This is a genomic window from Serratia sp. Ag1 (assembly GCF_000743355.1).
Taxonomy (GTDB): domain Bacteria; phylum Pseudomonadota; class Gammaproteobacteria; order Enterobacterales; family Enterobacteriaceae; genus Chania.
Genome location: NZ_JQEI01000012.1, coordinates 19526 through 36258 on the forward strand (window position 1 = coordinate 19526; position 16733 = coordinate 36258).

The 16733-nt window shown below is 52.7% G+C and carries 13 protein-coding genes; 9 read left to right on the top strand and 4 right to left on the bottom strand.

The window, feature by feature from the left end:
• The first annotated feature begins 7 nt into the window (after positions 1–7).
• Genes IV04_RS07265 through IV04_RS07275 form a run of 3 tightly spaced genes read left to right on the top strand, consistent with a single transcriptional unit; the run spans position 8 to position 3496 of the window.
• Positions 8–664 carry a YjbF family lipoprotein gene (locus tag IV04_RS07265; protein ID WP_037403963.1) on the top strand — a complete coding sequence of 219 codons (657 nt, stop codon included), beginning with the start codon at positions 8–10 and terminating at the stop codon, positions 662–664.
• Entirely contained in the window at positions 651–1406 is a 756-nt protein-coding gene (locus IV04_RS07270; protein ID WP_037403965.1) for a capsule biosynthesis GfcC family protein, read from the top strand. Before IV04_RS07265 ends, IV04_RS07270 begins: the two co-directional genes overlap by 14 nt.
• Positions 1406–3496, top strand: a complete 2091-nt coding sequence (locus tag IV04_RS07275) for a YjbH domain-containing protein (RefSeq protein ID WP_037403967.1) — start codon at positions 1406–1408, stop codon at positions 3494–3496. Before IV04_RS07270 ends, IV04_RS07275 begins: the two co-directional genes overlap by 1 nt.
• A gap of 261 nt (positions 3497–3757) precedes the next feature.
• On the opposite strand, the gene malG is transcribed toward IV04_RS07275, so the two are convergent.
• From malG to malE, 3 genes are all read right to left on the bottom strand, one after another.
• Entirely contained in the window at positions 3758–4648 is an 891-nt protein-coding gene (gene malG / locus IV04_RS07280) for a maltose ABC transporter permease MalG (protein WP_037403969.1), read from the bottom strand.
• A gap of 12 nt (positions 4649–4660) precedes the next feature.
• Positions 4661–6238: a maltose ABC transporter permease MalF gene (gene malF, locus IV04_RS07285; RefSeq protein ID WP_037403971.1), complete on the bottom strand. Its 1578-nt coding sequence runs from the start codon at positions 6236–6238 to the stop codon at positions 4661–4663.
• A gap of 96 nt (positions 6239–6334) precedes the next feature.
• On the bottom strand, positions 6335–7519 hold the full coding sequence (malE, locus tag IV04_RS07290; protein ID WP_369794880.1) for a maltose/maltodextrin ABC transporter substrate-binding protein MalE: 1185 nt from the start codon (positions 7517–7519) through the stop codon (positions 6335–6337).
• A 367-nt stretch (positions 7520–7886) separates the two neighbouring features.
• Here malE and IV04_RS07295 point away from each other — a divergent pair, with 367 nt between their 5' ends.
• The 6 genes from IV04_RS07295 to ubiA all read left to right on the top strand — a co-directional run bounded on the left by IV04_RS07295 (position 7887) and on the right by ubiA (position 14140).
• Positions 7887–8861 carry an alpha-amylase family glycosyl hydrolase gene (locus tag IV04_RS07295; RefSeq protein ID WP_037403973.1) on the top strand — a complete coding sequence of 325 codons (975 nt, stop codon included), beginning with the start codon at positions 7887–7889 and terminating at the stop codon, positions 8859–8861.
• Entirely contained in the window at positions 8854–9969 is a 1116-nt protein-coding gene (malK, locus tag IV04_RS07300; RefSeq protein ID WP_037403974.1) for a maltose/maltodextrin ABC transporter ATP-binding protein MalK, read from the top strand. The genes IV04_RS07295 and malK overlap by 8 nt, the downstream gene beginning before the upstream one ends.
• A gap of 101 nt (positions 9970–10070) precedes the next feature.
• A complete protein-coding gene (locus tag IV04_RS07305) occupies positions 10071–11324 on the top strand; it encodes a maltoporin (protein ID WP_037403975.1) in 1254 nt (417 codons plus the stop codon).
• A 121-nt stretch (positions 11325–11445) separates the two neighbouring features.
• Entirely contained in the window at positions 11446–12372 is a 927-nt protein-coding gene (gene malM, locus IV04_RS07310) for a maltose operon protein MalM (protein WP_037403976.1), read from the top strand.
• Between the two features lie 236 nt (positions 12373–12608).
• On the top strand, positions 12609–13139 hold the full coding sequence (gene ubiC, locus IV04_RS07315) for a chorismate lyase (RefSeq protein WP_037403978.1): 531 nt from the start codon (positions 12609–12611) through the stop codon (positions 13137–13139).
• A 134-nt stretch (positions 13140–13273) separates the two neighbouring features.
• Complete coding sequence (gene ubiA / locus IV04_RS07320; RefSeq protein ID WP_037403980.1) at positions 13274–14140, top strand: 4-hydroxybenzoate octaprenyltransferase; 867 nt, start codon at positions 13274–13276, stop codon at positions 14138–14140.
• Between the two features lie 51 nt (positions 14141–14191).
• Here ubiA and plsB read toward each other — a convergent pair whose 3' ends face one another.
• Entirely contained in the window at positions 14192–16657 is a 2466-nt protein-coding gene (gene plsB, locus IV04_RS07325) for a glycerol-3-phosphate 1-O-acyltransferase PlsB (RefSeq protein ID WP_037403982.1), read from the bottom strand.
• Positions 16658–16733: the final 76 nt, after the last annotated feature.

Here is a 16733-nt window from a genome sequence, read left to right on the forward strand (position 1 = left end):
TGCTCAATTGCGCTATCTATCTTTGTTAATCATATGCCTATCTCTCCAGGCCTGTACGTCAGCCCAAAAAAACGTTAATGATGCAATTTATCATTCTTTGTTTGAATCGTCGGATATTGAACTCACCGATCAAGAGATCCAGAGCCTCTCCAAGCCTAGCGCTTATGTTCGTATTGATGGACAGCAACAGATTGTGATGGTGCTCGGGGCGTTTGAAAACGGCGAAGAGAAGTGGGTGAGTCAGGACCGCACTTTAATGACGCTAAGAAATGGCCGGGTAGTCAAGACGCTGGGTTGGAAGGATAATTTGCTCAGTGTGTCTAATCTGGAGCAGGATCCTTTGGCAGATCCACAGCATCTGGTGGAGGGTGCTCGCTGGTCATATCTGCTTTCTTGGACTGAAGATAATCAGGTCCGTTCCGGCTATGCCGAATCGGTATTTCACCGATTAGCAGATAAATCTCTGGTTATTGGCGGTAAGAGCCAGACTTATCACGTCATTGAAGAGACAGTGAACGTTGATGGCTTAGGTAAAAGCTGGGTAAACAGCTTCTGGTTGGATCCGCAAACGGGCAGGGTAGTTAAATCAGAGCAATCCATGGGTGCGGACTTTTTCCCGATTGAAATTCTATTATTGAAGCAGAGGCATAATGAAAAAAATTAATCTGCTTTTGAGCACACTCCTGTGTCTTTCACTGAACTCTGCACATGCAGAAAGCCAGATAACCATTTTTTATCCGGATAAGGCGTCAGTGACTCTCAAAAATGTTCCTACGTTAGAGAACCTCGTGCTGAACAACCCGGCTTTGCAAGGCAACGTTTGGTGGCCGGGAGCGGTGATTGCCGTGCCGAGCGCCACTCAACTCCAGCAGCACAAGCAACAGCAAGTATTAGCGCGCTTGAAGGCGCTCAGTGCGGTTTTGCGGCAAGATGGCGATACGTCGCTGGCGGCAACGGTTGACAGCGTCTATGCCCAACTTGCTGAGATTAAAGTCGTTGGCCGCCTGTTTGTGCCGCTTGATCCTGATAGGATCCAGTTAGATCCCGTGCTTGACCGTCGGTTGTCGGGGCAATATCAAGTTTATGTAACGGTGGAGCCCAAAAGGGTCACGCTGTTAGGCGCATTGGCACCGTATGGCAAACGTGATTTCTTAGTCGGAAAAGATGTCAGTGATTATTTTACCGGGCTTCAGCGTCTTGATGGGGCTGAAGACGATACCGCCTGGATTATTACTCCTCAGGGGGAGGCACAGCCCGTTCCTGTTGCGTACTGGAACCGGCGGCATAATGAAATGACGCCAGGGAGTCTTTTATTTCTGGGGTTTGCTGTTTCCGCATTGCCTGAAGATTTCAAAGACATCAACGAGCAGATTATTTCGTTATTGACGCACCGGATCCCAGACTGATGAAAAAACGTTACTTATTTAGCTTGGTTGCGCTGTCTGTCGCGAATGCGTGTCAGGCGGCTTCATATCCTGCCCCGTTAGGGCCATCTCAGACTGACTTCGGCGGCGCGGGTTTGCTGCAAACTCCGACTGCGCGCATGGCGAAAGAGGGCGAGTTCAGTTTTAACTACCGTGATAATGATCAATACCGTTTTTATTCGATTTCTGTTCAAGCCATGCCATGGTTAGAGACCACTGTCCGATATACCGATGTGCGGACGCGTAAATACAGTAGTGACCCATCATTCAGCGGTGACCAAACCTATAAAGACAAGTCTTTTGATGTGAAAGTGCGTCTTTGGGAAGAAGGGTATTGGCTGCCTGAGGTCTCTGCGGGGGTGCGTGACATCGGCGGCACCGGGTTGTTCGATGGTGAATACCTGGTGGCCAGTAAAGCCTGGGGGCCTCTCGATTTTACCTTGGGTATGGGATGGGGCTATTTGGGTAACAGTGGCAACGTCAGGAACCCGTTCTGTGATGTTGGCGATCGCTTCTGTAAGCGTGACAACTCGCATTCGACGAATGGCGGCACGATTGACCTTGGCGAATCTTTCCGTGGGCCTGCGGCTATTTTTGGTGGTGTTGAGTATCAGACCCCTTGGCAACCGCTGCGCTTGAAGTTGGAATACGAAGGGAATGATTATCAGGGTGACTTTGCCGGTAAGCTTACGCAAGACAGCAAATTTAACGTTGGTGCGGTTTACCGTGTCACCGATTGGGCCGACGTTAACCTGAGTTATGAGCGCGGCAATACCTTGATGGCAGGGGTTACCTTACGCACTAACTTTAACGATTTAACGTCTTCCCATGTTGATCAGTCAAAGCCAGTCTACCAGCCTGAGCCGCAGGGCGAACAACTGCAGATGGATGTGGTGACCAACCAGCTTTCTGAACTTGAAGATCAAGCGGGTTTTACCGCGCCTAAGATTCAGGTGAAAGACAATACCCTGTATATGACGGGGACCCAGTCTCGTTATCGCTATAGCGAAGACGGGGTTGAGCGAGCTAACATTATTCTCATGAATCACCTTCCAGCAGGTGTTGATACGCTGGATGTGACAGAGACTCGTTATAATCTGCCGCAGGTGACAACCAGGACTGATGTAAAAAGTTTGCGTTCGCAACTGGAAGGCTACCCACTTGGGCAGGAACAGACGTTGCAGCAAAAACGCCTTGAGCCCCAGTTGCCAGAGAATGTTGAGCAAGGTTACTACATCGAGGATGACCGGCTGAGTTTCAGTCTGTCACCAACGTTAACCCAGTCGGTAGGCGGTGCAGAATCATTCTATTTGTATCAGATTGGTTTGCTGGGCAGTGCTAGCTGGTGGGCAACAGATCATTTATTAACGAGTGGCAGCGTGTTTGTTAACCTGGCGAACAACTACGGTAGATTCAACTATACGGCACCGCCGCCAGACTCCCAATTACCACGGGTGCGTACCCATATTCGTGAATATGTTGGGAACGATGTGTACATCAACGATCTGCAAGCCAATTACTTCCAATCCTTTGGGAATGGCATCTATGGGCAGGTGTACGGTGGCTATCTGGAAAGCATGTTCGGTGGCGTTGGTGGGGAACTGCTCTATCGGCCATTAGACAGCGACTGGGCGGTTGGCGTGAATGCTAACTGGGTTAAACAGCGTGACTGGGACGACATGATGCGTTTTGCCGATTATGATGTCGTCACCGGGCATATTACCGGTTATTGGAAGCCGCCTTTTGCTGATGATGTGCTGGTTGCCTTAAGCGTGGGCCAGTATCTGGCGAAAGACAAAGGGGCGACGCTGGGGCTGTCGAGACGCTTTGACAGCGGTGTTGTGGCCGGCGTGTATGCTTCGTTTACGGATGCGTCTCAAAAGGAATATGGTGAAGGTTCATTCACCAAGGGCTTCTACATTTCCGTGCCTCTGGAATTGTTGACCACGTCTCCTTCCCGTAGCCGTGCAGGGATCGGCTGGACACCACTGACCCGCGATGGTGGGCAAATGCTGAGCCGCAAATATCAACTGTACGGTATGACGTCCGATCGCGATGCTCGCTTCCGCTAATCATCTGTTGTTTCTCAATCTGGGGGATTAATCATCCCCCAAGACCTCTATTATTGTCACCAGGGTTTGCTTCTCTTCTACCGGTTCGCTCAGTTGTAATGATTGATGGTGTTTTGCAGGCATAAAAATGGCGGCCTAGCGCAGGCCGCCCAAGACACAGGTATTGATCAGATTAACGCAAAGTACATCAAACGTATTGCAGTAGACAAAACACAGGATTTAACACTTTACGGGCCCTGTATCACTAAGCCCGGTAATCCATTAGCCTTTCACCCCACCCGCGGTCAGGCCACCCACCAACCAGCGCTGTGCCAAGAGGAACACGGCGGTGATTGGAATAGCTGACAGCACGGCAGCGGCGGCAAAGTCGCCCCACAGGTAGTTCTGCGGGTTCAGATATTGCTGCATACCCACGGCCAGGGTGTAACTGTTCACATCACGTAACAGCAGCGAGGCCACTGGGACTTCGGTGATCGCCGCAATAAATGACAGAATGAACACCACCGCCAGAATCGGCACCGAAAGCGGCAACAACACCAGGCGGAATGCCTGCCACGGTGTTGCACCATCCAGCGCAGCCGCTTCTTCCAATGAGTTATCGATGGTTTCGAAGTAGCCCTTAATCGTCCAGACGTGCAACGCAATGCCCCCCATATAAGCAAAAATCACACCGCCATGGGTATTCAGGCCGATAAACGGAATGTATTGGCCTAAACGATCGAACAAGGCATACAACGCCACCAAAGACAGCACGGCGGGAAACATCTGGAAAATCAGCATACTTTTCAGCAGAGTGCTTTTGCCACGAAAACGCATACGAGCGAAAGCGTAGGCACAGGTGGTTGAAAGCGTCACGATACCAACGGCGGTGATCGCCGCCACTTTAACCGAGTTCCACAGCCACAACAGCACGGGGAAAGGCGGTGGAGTAATGCTGCCATCGGTATTAGTAACGCTCATACCGAGCGCCAGGCGCCAGTGATCCCAAGAGATCTGGTCCGGGATCAGGCTACCGGTAGCGAAGTTCCCGGAACGCAGCGAAATTGCGATCACCATCAGTAACGGGAACATGATCAGAGCGATAAAGCTCAGCATCAGAATATGGGTGATCCACAGGCGCACGCGCTGGGATTTGGGTTGGACCATGGCCATTATCGTTTTCCCTTAATCAAAATTCATCTTGCTGGCTTTCAGGTTCAGGATTGCCAGTGCGCCGACCAACAGGAAGATCAACGTAGCAATCGCCGCAGCCAAGCCAAAGTCCTGCCCGCCACCCCCTTCAAAGGCAATGCGATAGGTATAACTCACCAACAGATCGGTATAGCCAGCCGGGGTGGTGGTACCAATCATGTCCGGCCCACCGCGGGTCAGCAGTTGAATCAGGACAAAGTTATTAAAGTTAAAGGCAAAACTGGCGATCATCAGCGGCGTCAGCGGTTTGATCAGCAGTGGGAAGGTGATGCGGAAGAAGTTCTGCATCGGGCTGGCGCCATCCATTGCCGAGGCTTCGTACAGATCGTCTGGAATGGCCTTTAGCAACCCCATGCACAGGATCATCATGTACGGATAACCTAACCAGGTATTGACGATCAAAATCATGCTCTTGGCGGTGAGCGGATCGGTAAACCAAGCGGGTTTGATGCCGAATAGCGCACTCAGCATCAGGTTGATTTCACCGAAGCTCTGGTTGAACAAGCCTTTGAAGATCAGAATCGAAATAAATGATGGCACCGCATAAGGCAAGATCAACAGCACGCGATAAACCGCTTTGCCTTTCAGCGCTTCCCACTGCACCACGCAGGCCAGCACCATGCCCACTGCGACGGTGAAAATCACAGTCAGCACCGAAAAAATAATGGTCCAGACGAAGATTGAGACGAAAGGTTTCTGAATACCTTCATCGTTCAGCACGCGCAGGAAGTTTTTCCAGCCGGTGGTCACGGTATAGCCGGGGCTGAGGGTGTCTTTGGCCCAACTGCCATCGGCATTGATCGCCTGGTAAAAGCCGATTTCCGGATTAGGGCGATATTGGATCTGGGTTTGATTATCGGTCAGCGTTTTGCCGTCTTGGCCCAGCGTATACAAAGGGCTGGTGCCAGAGAATTGGCGCAGGGAACTCATGCGCAGCTCACCGCCGTCCGGCAACGTTGCCACAATCAGGCTCAACGTCTGGCGGTTTTGAGTAATGACCCGCAACGTAGCACGCTCACCCGCAGGGGCGGCGCTTTCAGCGGTTAACTTCAGCGTCTGCGGTTCACTGCCATGCAAGCTGAACGGCTTGGAAATCAGTAATTGGCCGCTATCAGGGTGGGTCAACTGCATCAACCATTGTTGGTCTGCCGTTGGATAGAGATCGAAAGTAAAGGTTTTACCGGTCTGGAACTGGCGCTGCATCAAGACTGACTGCGCCCGCTCAAAGGTTAACTGGTTGGTACTGCTGTAGTTGGTAAATGCAATTGCGATAGTACAAATCAGCGGGAACAGGACGAACAACCCCATACCAGCGATACCGGGGTACACATAGCGCCACGCATAGGCACGACGGTTGGCGAACACGTATAACCCGGCGCTCACCAGCACCAGCGTCAGGATCGCGAACAGATATTCTCCCTGTGCATACATCAATACAATCAGATAACAAGTCACCAAGCTGAAAAAGCCGACCAGCAGCCATTTCAGAATGTCGCTTTGCCACCACTTCGATTTTTTTCGCGCAGGCGAACCAGCGTGAGCTAATTGCATAGGGCATTCCTTTCTGGGGTATTACAGCGGGATACTGACCGCATCCCGCACAACTTAAGGCCAGGGTGGGCACAGTGGCCCACTCATTGCCGGGTCTTACTTGGTGATACGGGTATGTGCGTCTTCCAGAGCGGCTTTCACCGTTTGGCGTCCGGTGATGGCGTTGATCACGGCGCTACGCATTGCGTACCAGAAGGTGCTCATTTGCGGGATGTTTGGCATGATTTCGCCGTTTTGCGCGTTCTTCATGGTGGCTGCAATTCTTGGGTCTTTCGCCAGATGCTCCTGGAACGATTTCAGTGCCACGGCACCCAGTGGTTTGTCTTTGTTGACGTCAGCCAGGCCCTGATCGGTGATCAGATAGTTTTCCAGGAATTCGGTTGCCAGCTCTTTGTTCGGGCTGGCGGCGTTGATACCGGCGGTCAGTACGCCCACGAACGGTTTAGACGGCTTGCCCTGGAAAGTAGGCAACAGAGTCACGCCATAATTGATTTTACTCTGTTCGATGTTTGACCAGGCCCATGGGCCATTAATGGTCATTGCGGTCTGGCCTTTATTGAATGCGCCTTCAGCAATTGAGTAATCGGTATCGGCGTTGATGTGTTTGTTCTTCACCAGATCGACGATGAACTGCAAGCCAGCCTGCGAGCCTGCATTGGCTACGCCTACGTCCTTAACGTTGTACTTGCCGTTTTCAAATTTAAAGGCATAACCGCCGTTGGCAGAGATGATTGGCCAAGTGAAGTAGGGTTCCTGCAGGTTCCACATGATGGCGCTTTTGCCCTTGGCACGCAGCTCTTTATCCAGCGCCGGGATCTCTTCCCAGGTTTTCGGTGCTTCTTTTACCAGATCTTTGTTATAAATCAGCGACAGGGCTTCAACCGCGATGGGGTAACCAATCAGCTTGCCGTCAAAGCGAACCGCATCCCAGGTGAAAGGATAGATTTTTTCCTGGAAGGCTTTAGAAGGATGGATTTCTGCCAACAGACCAGACTGCGCGTAACCACCAAAACGGTCGTGAGCCCAGAAGATGATGTCCGGGCCGTCGCCAGTGGCTGCAACCTGCGGGAATTTCTCTTCCAGCTTGTCCGGATGCTCAATGGTTACTTTAATGCCGGTATCTTTCTCAAACTTTTTGCCAACTTCGGCCAGGCCGTTATAGCCTTTATCGCCGTTAATCCAGATAACCAGTTTCCCTTCTTCGATCTTGGCAAAAGCAGAAGAAGACAGCACCAGTGTGGTTAAGGCCGAAAGCGCTAGGACGCGTGCGCTTTTTTTCATTCTGAGATTCATAATTCCATCCTTCTGTGGGCACTGCGATAAGGAGAGCAATTTCGCGCTCATAGTGGGTCACAAGCGGATACTTTCTCATCCTCCCCCCGTCTACGCCCCATGCCTAAGTAGTGTGATCCAGCTAACATTGCACCCTATTCTGTGGCGTCAGGCACACAAAGGGGGCGCTATTTTTGCAAAGCTGATCACAGATTTGTCTGGTGCCGGGAACTTTGGCCAAGAAGTGTCGTTCTCTCATCCTCCCATCTCCTCCCCCATGAAAAATCCTGTTACGGATGATTACCCCTTCTTGCCATTACCTCACTATCAGCAACATTGTTTTTATCGCCATATATCGCCGCAGGAACTTGGACTTATGTCGTCAATGCACACTGCCAATCACCCGACGTTGTACCGGATCCATCCGGTCAGTTTCCGAGATGGAAACGGTGATGGTATTGGCGATGTGACTGGCATGATGACGGCGTTGCCCTACCTGAAGAGGCTGGCGGTCGATGGTTTACTGTTACCGAAAGCATTGCCACCAGAGGCAGGGGCGCAAGTTGCCAGCCATGGGTTGGCGCTCTGGCACAACGAAGACCCTAACCGCATCTGCCTCAGTGCAGCCCCCGATCAACATTATGCTCGTGGTGTGCTGGCGTTGGAGGTCGCGCCGTTCAGCGTTGAGAAATTGGTGTCGGTCCTCAATGCACACCGCCATCGGCTGGCGGAAAACGTCTGGAGTACCGGTGAAGTCGATCAGCCACGCGTGGTCAGCCACTGGGGGCAGGGTGATTTGCGCTCGGCTCAGGCTTTCCTGACGTTACTGGCGTTGCTGCCAGCGCCTATCTGTCTGTATCAGGGGGAAGAGCTCGGCCTGCCGCATGCTGCTGGGTTGCAAGAACCGCACGGCGCACAAACGCCGATGCCTTGGCATGAGGCCCCAGAGCAAGTCACCGCAGGCGAAATTCACTGGTACCAGCAAGTGGCTATCGAACACCGGGCGTTGGCGATCAGCCGCCAGCAGCATGACAATAATTCAACATTACGTTACTGCCAGGCTTTATTGGCACTGCGCCAGTTGCCGGTGATTCAGCACGGTGAACTGAGCTCGGTCAGCCAGCAAGATGGCGTAATTCGTTTATGCATTACCCATCAGGATCAATGCCTTGAAGCGCTAATCAATCTGCAGCCCTATACTCAGCCGGTCGTGCCGTCTGAGGCAACCATTCCTTTGGCCTGGCAGCACGGTGCGCAGCAAGAGGGTCAACAATGGGTTTTGGCAGGTTTTGCATCTGCCATTTTTACAAGAAATGTTAACTGCGAAAGCAGGGGAGTAACGCATGGCTAGCGTCACACTGCGCAGCGTTTATAAGGCCTTTGGTGAGGCCGTAATTTCCAGGGACGTCAATCTGACCATCGATGACGGTGAATTTGTGGTGTTTGTTGGGCCGTCTGGCTGCGGTAAATCGACGCTGTTACGCATGATTGCCGGTCTTGAGGATATTACTTCCGGCGACCTGTTCATTGGCGAAAAACGCATGAATGAGATCCCCCCAGCCGAGCGCGGTATTGGCATGGTGTTCCAGTCCTATGCGCTGTATCCGCATCTTTCGGTGGCCGATAACATGTCGTTTGGCCTGAAACTGGCTGGGGCGAAAAAAGCGGAGATTAACCAGCGGGTCAATCAGGTTTCTGAAGTGCTGCAATTGGCACATTTGCTGGAACGGCGTCCGAAGGCGCTGTCTGGTGGACAGCGTCAGCGGGTGGCGATTGGCCGTACCTTGGTGGCTGAACCGGACGTATTCCTGCTCGATGAACCGCTGTCTAACCTGGATGCCGCACTGCGTGTGCAGATGCGTATTGAGATCTCACGTCTGCACAAACGCCTGCAGCGCACCATGATATATGTCACCCACGATCAGGTCGAAGCGATGACGCTGGCGGACAAGATTGTGGTGCTGGATGCTGGTCGTGTGGCTCAGATCGGTAAGCCGCTGGAGTTATACCACTACCCGGCTAACCGCTTCGTTGCCGGTTTTATCGGCTCACCGAAGATGAACTTCCTGCCGGTTAAAGTGACCGCCGTTGAACACAATAATGTGCAGGTTGAACTGCCGATGCCGAACCGCCAGCTGGTGTGGTTACCGGTTGAATCTGACGGGGTTGAGGTGGGCGCTAACCTGTCGTTGGGGATTCGCCCTGAACATCTGTTACCGAGCTCTGAATCTCCGGTAACACTGATGGGTGAAGTGCAGGTGGTAGAGCAACTGGGCAACGAAACCCAGATTCATATTCAAATTCCAGAAATCCGTCAGAACCTGGTTTACCGCCAGAATGACGTAGTGCTGGTAGAAGAAGGTGCAACATTCGCTATCGGGTTGCCGCCTCACCGCTGCCATCTGTTCCGTGAGGACGGTACGGCATGCCGCAGGCTGCATCAGGAACCGGGCGTTTGATCCCCTAACTACTTGGCGTTGCAGGTAGTCAACATCCCTGCAAATTCAAGTAAGAGGGGGAAGCATGCATGCCGACAGGCAACTATAACAGGAGAATAATGATGACTACTCTGCGCAAACTTCCTTTGGCACTGGCTGTCGCCGCGGGAGTTTTATCAACGCAAGCAATGGCAGTGGATTTTCATGGTTACGCCCGTTCTGGTATCGGTTGGACCGGCAGCGGTGGTAAACAACAGTGTTTCACCGCAACCGGTGCTCAAAGCAAATACCGCCTTGGTAACGAATGTGACACCTACGCGGAATTGAAGTTGGGTCAGGAGCTGTGGAAAGACGGTGATAAGAGCTTCTATCTGGATTCTAACCTTGCTTACGGTATCGATCAGGAAAAAGATTGGGAACCCACTAATCCTGCTCTCCGCGAGATCAACGTGCAAGGTAAAAACCTGATTGCTGCATTACCTGGTGCCAATATGTGGGCAGGTAAGCGCTTTTATCAACGTCATGACGTCCACATGATCGACTTCTACTACTGGGATATCTCTGGCCCAGGCGCAGGTCTGGAAAACGTCGATCTGGGCTTTGGTAAACTGTCGTTTGCCGTCACTCGTAGCACAGAGGACGGTGGTTCGTATCGCTGGATCAATAACCAGCTTTCAGACGAGTCTAAAACTTCTAACGATGTATATGATGTTCGCTTGGCAGGCTTGGAAACCAACCCAGGTGGTACATTGGAACTGGGCTTTGACTACGGCAGAGCCAATACAGCAGATAATTATTATCTGGCCGAAGGCGCCTCGAAAGATGGCGTAATGGCAACGGCAGAACATACCCAGAGCATGCTCGGTGGCTTTAACAAGTTTGTCGTACAGTATGCTACCGACTCTATGACCTCTTGGAACTCAGGACATAGCCAAGGCGCTAGCGTCAACAATGATGGCCATATGCTGCGCGTTCTGGATCATGGTGCGGTGAAGCTGGCTGATGATTGGGAAATGATGTACGTCGGTATGTACCAGAATATCAACCTGGACAACAACAACGGCACCACCTGGTACACCGTGGGTATCCGCCCGATGTATAAGTGGACTCCAATCATGAGTACCCTGTTTGAAGCGGGCTATGACAACGTTAAGTCGCAAAGAACCGATGAGCGTAACAGACAGTACAAATTGACCCTGGCCCAACAGTGGCAAGCTGGCGACAGCATCTGGTCACGCCCGGCGTTGCGCGTTTTCGCTACCTATGCCAACTGGCATGAGAAGTGGGGCTATGATAACGGCGTTGCAGTTAACGACGGTGGTCGTGGTGACAATGATGAAGTCACCTTTGGCGCACAATTCGAAGCCTGGTGGTAAGCAATCTCGCAGCCGAACGTAAGTTCGGCTGCATTGTTTCTTTGCTAATCTGTTTGGCTGACGCGTTTTTCTTGCCAGTGACGCGTCAGTTTCTTCGCCTCTTTTCGCAAGGGCCATCACAATGAAAAAAAATCTACTCGCTTTTTACCTGTCGCTGGTCTGCGGCTCAGCAATCCCATTGATGGCGCACGCGACAGCGTTTAACGCGCCAGCGGATGTCTCGGTTGCCCCGGTGATTGCCCATGACACGTTGCAGAAACTGCCCTGGAAACCGGTAGTGCCGCCAGCCAGTGAAAGTTTTAAGATCAACGAAGCCAACCCACAGGTTAGCCAGGGTGATATTCAGGGCCAGGTAGCCGCGTTTACTTTGCCTGCCGATCGCGGTTCGCTGGAGATCACCTTGAGCAGCCTGGTGAACGATCGCAGCGTGTTTGCACCAAGCGTGCTGGTGTTGGATGAACAAATGCGGCCTGCCGCTTTTTACCCGAGCAGCTATTTCCCTTATGAACGTGCAGGCGTGATGTCTGGCGATCGTTTGGAAGGCACGATGAAGCTGACGCCCGCTCTAGGGCAGAAACAGATCTATGTTTTGGTGTACACCACTCGTCAGGATTTGGCTGCTACCACGCAACTTGTTGATCCGGCTAAAGCCTATGCAATGGGCGTGGGGAATGCGGTTCCCGATATTCCAGATCCTATTGCTCGGCACAGCGCAACGGGCGAGTTGAATCTGAAAGTGCGCTCAGAACAAAATATGGGCAGCGTCATGATTGGCTTGCCGCTGACAAACTCTTCAGCACCGGCACCTGTGGTGGTGGGCTCAACGGCTCCAGCGCCAGTTGCACCTGCCGCTGCTCCTGCCCCGGTTGCTAAAACGCCGGCAGAGCCGATGCTCAGTGATACCGAAGCCTATTTCAATAAAGGTATCAAACAGGCGGTCAAGGCGGGTGATATTGATAAGGCCCTGAAACTGATGAACGAGGCCGAAAAACTGGGTTCTACCACTGCACGAGATACGTTTATTGGTAGCGTGAAAGGCAAGGGGTAACCCCCACGCTGCTGATGCTGGCTTGATGATTGGTGCGCCTCCAGCGCACCTTTTTTCATTTATAGCGGGATTTATGTTCTGCGGTTTCTCCTGCCTTTTCTGTTAAAAACGCCACTGATTTCACTGCGAATCAACCTGCCGCTTTCGGATTTCTGCGTTACAATGGCTCTCTGTTAACGATTTGTATGGTCAGGAAACGCCCGTTCAGTGCGGTTTCTGCTGCCATGGAGTAGAACATGTCTGGCAATAGGGACTCGATCCTGCCGCCCATTGCATGGTTGCCTGAAAACTTCCCGATATCCGACACCATTAGTGACTGGCTGATGGAGTTGGGTTCCATGACTCGCCGTTTTGAGCGTCATTGCCAGCAGGTGCAGGTTGAACCCCAACGCGAATGCTTCGTGACCGGCGATCAACTGGGCGAAGAAGCAGAACATCTACCCTACAGTGAGCGCTATTGGCTGCGTGAAATTGTGTTGCTGGGCGACGGTCAACCCTGGCTTTTAGGGCGCACGGTGATCCCACAAGAAACGCTGACTGGCCCGGATCAGGCACTGGTCGATCTGGGAACTTTGCCGCTGGGCCGTTATCTGTTCAGCAGTAATGCGTTAACTCGCGATTATATTCACGTTGGCCAGCAGGGGGCATTGTGGGCCCGGCGTTCCCGTTTGCGTCTGGCGGATAAACCGCTGTTGCTGACCGAGCTGTTTTTACCTGCTTCGCCGCTGTATTCGGTGTATACCCAAAATAATTCGAGTTGCTTGTAGGCGGCAACGGAACGAAGCCCCAGGAGCTTACTCAAGTAAGTGACTGGGGTGAGTGAAGGCAGCCAACACCCAAGCAACTTGAAGTATGACAGGTATAGGAAGGTATTCCGGTAACATAAGGGGAGACAAGGATCTTGGAAGGAAGCGTGACTCGAAGCAAATGGCGTGCTTATGGCCACCTGATGCGCATCGATAAACCGATTGGCTCGTTGTTGTTGCTGTGGCCAACGTTATGGGCATTGTGGCTGGCCGGGCAGGGAGTACCAGCGTTGCCTGTATTGCTGGTGTTTGTGCTTGGTGTATTCCTGATGCGAGCCGCAGGCTGTGTGGTTAATGATTATGCCGATCGTGCCTTTGATGGGCATGTGAAGCGCACTGCGGGCCGCCCGTTGCCAAGTGGTCAGGTCAGTGAAAAAGAAGCCAAGATTCTGTTTGTTGCGCTGGTACTGATTTCTTTTGCCCTGGTATTGACCCTGAATGCGATGACAATCTGGCTATCGCTGGCGGCCCTGGCCCTGGCGTGGGTTTACCCGTTCATGAAACGGGTGACCAATCTGCCGCAGGTGGTGCTGGGAGCTGCTTTTGGCTGGTCGATCCCGATGGCCTACGCTGCCGTCAGCGAATCGTTACCGCTGAGCTGCTGGCTGCTATTCCTGGCGAATATTTGCTGGACGGTGGCCTACGACACCTTATATGCCATGGTGGATCGTGATGACGATGTGAAAATCGGCATTAAGTCCACCGCCGTGCTGTTTGGCCGCCATGACAAGCTGGTGGTGGGGTTACTGCAGTTTGCCACGCTGCTGCTGATGCTGTGGGTGGGTTACCTGATGCAGCTTGGCGGTGCCTACTATTGGTCATTGCTGCTGGCCGGAGCGCTGTTTATCCATCAGCAGAAACAGATTGCCAGCCGCGATCGTGCGGCCTGTTTCAGTGCTTTCCTGAACAACAACTATGTTGGTCTGGTGCTGTTTATCGGCATTGCGTTGAGTTATCTCTGATAGCACAGCGGCGGGTATAAAAAAGGCACCTTGCGGTGCCTTGATCTATAGCTATTCGTCTTCTTTTTGCTCGTCTGCCGTTTCTGCCTCATCGTTGGCTTCTTCCGGCGTGCTGACGCTCTCGATGGTCAGCTTGATTTCTGGCGTAATCAGATCGCTCAACATGGTGTAAACCTCCATGGTGTGCTCGCGGATCGCATCGCCGATATCGTCGATATAACCTTCTTCGCGCAGCGTCGCCACCAGAGTAGAGAACACCGCCTTGTCAAAGAATTCCGGTGCGTTGATGCCGTGCAGCACCGACAGGCGCTGAGCCATAATACGGCTCTCTTTCTCTAGCGCTCCGCGGTTGATGCTCGGGTTGGCGCTGAGGATCGACATGGTAATCGCGTAACGTTGCAAGGTTTCGCGGACACCGGCGGCCAACAGTTGCAGCGGGCGAATACGCGCCGGGTTCAGCACCAGTTCGTCACCTTTATTGCCAATCAACTGCTGGCGGGCCAGTTCGTCGATCAGTGGCTGCAGCACCTGCGGTAACTGCTCTTTTTCATAGCGCAGGAACAGCTCGGCTTTCAGCATTGGATAGATCAGGCTGACCTGGCGCAGCAGTTCATCGCGTGATACGCGACGATGATGCATCACGATAGTGGCAATCAACGAAGGCAATACCAGCATGTGGTGAATATTGTTGCGGTAATAGGTCATCAGCACCGCTTGTTCACGCGGCAGGATGATGATGTCACCAATGCTGTCTTTCTCCACCTCAAACTTATTCATGTTCAACGCGTGATCCAGCAACTGCTCCGGTGTTTGCGTTGGTACGGTGGCATCTGGCGCATAAGGCGCATTACGCATCAACTGCAGGTAACAATCCAACTGCTCAATCAACTGCTCACGGGTTAGCGCACGCTGGCGTGAAGCCAATAATGCGGTAGAACACAGGTTCATGGCGTTAGCTGCTGCCGCATTATTGATGCGCACCATGATCCGGGTAGCCAGATCGTTAACTACTGGCGTCAACCAGCTTGGGCGCTGGGCTTCAATCGGATCGATAGACTCGCGCCACTGTGGCACATGGTGGTTGAGGTAAGAGGTCAATGACAGCGGCTCGCCAAAGTTGACGTAGCCCTGGCCGAGGTTGCGCAGTTTGCGCAGGCCGCGCAGCATCTGCAGCAGCCCCTCTTTCTCTTTGGTCGCGCCCCGCAGCTCTTTGGCGTAGGTTCCTACTTCCATCACATGTTCATAACCGATATAAACCGGCACTAAGGTAATAGGGCGAGTACCGCCACGCAGCATCGCCTGGATGGTCATCGACAGGGTGCCGGTTTTTGGCTCCAGCAAGCGCCCGGTGCGCGAGCGACCCCCTTCCACAAAGTATTCCACCGAATAACCACGGGTGAACAGCTCGCCGAGATATTCACGGAACACGGTGGAATAGAGCTTATTGCCCTTGAAGGTACGGCGGATAAAGAACGCCCCCAAACGGCGGAAGATTGGCCCGGCTGGCCAGAAGTTCAGGTTGATACCTGCGGCAATATGCGGCGGCACCAATCCTTGATGGTAGAGCACATAAGACAGCAACAGGTAATCCATGTGGCTGCGGTGGCAGGGCACATAGACGATCTCGTGGCCGTCCTGCGCCAGTTGGCGCACCCGTTCGGCTTTGGTGACGTTGAGGCCTTGATACAGACGGTTCCAGGTCCAGCTCAGCACACGATCGGAAAGACGCACGGCCTCATAGGAGAAGTCGGCGGCAATCTCTTCCATCAGCGCAATCGCGTTTTGCTGGGCTTTTTCGTGGGAGATCTTTTTGCTGCGGGCTTCATCTTCAACCGCTTTCTCAATGGCCTTGGATGCCAGCAGTTTGTTGAACAGATCCTGACGAGCTGGCAGGCTTGGCCCCACGGCAGCCAAACGCTGGCGTGAGAAGTGCATGCGCGCCACACGCGCCAGTTTTTGCGCGATGGTTTGGTCGGTGCCGTGCTCGGTGGCCATACGCCGCAAAGAAACGGTATTGGAGAAACGGACAAAACTGTCGCGCCCCAACCACAAGATGGCGAAGAATTTCTGGAAGCCGTTCAGCAAACGCAGATGCGGTGCTCCATGCCCTTCACGCCCCGGTGAACGGCCAAACATCACCGATACCGGCAGCATCTGAATGTCGAGATCCGGATTGCTACGGTGCAGATCCAGATAGTCGTGGAACAGTTTGACCGACTCTTCTTTAGGCGTGTAATAGCGGAAGACGCGCGGGCCTTCATGGATAAACACATAGCTTGGCAGAACGGTGCCGTCGATCTCCAGTGAGTTAAGAGGATCGGGCAGCTCCTGTGCCAGACATTGGGTACGCAATGTCAGCAAATCTGCTTTGGAATTATAAGGCAGAACATACAGAATAGGTCGTGAGGGATCCAACCCTAACTCCGTGACCGGATCTGAAGGGATAATCTTGCTTTTTACCAACATTTTCAGTGGTAAATTCAATAGTTTATAATATATTTTACGCCAACCTAACATAACAACATAAAGCCTCTTGTTAGCAATGCGCCGCAAGCATACCAGAAACCGGGTAGCAGATCTGTGGCGTCGGGAA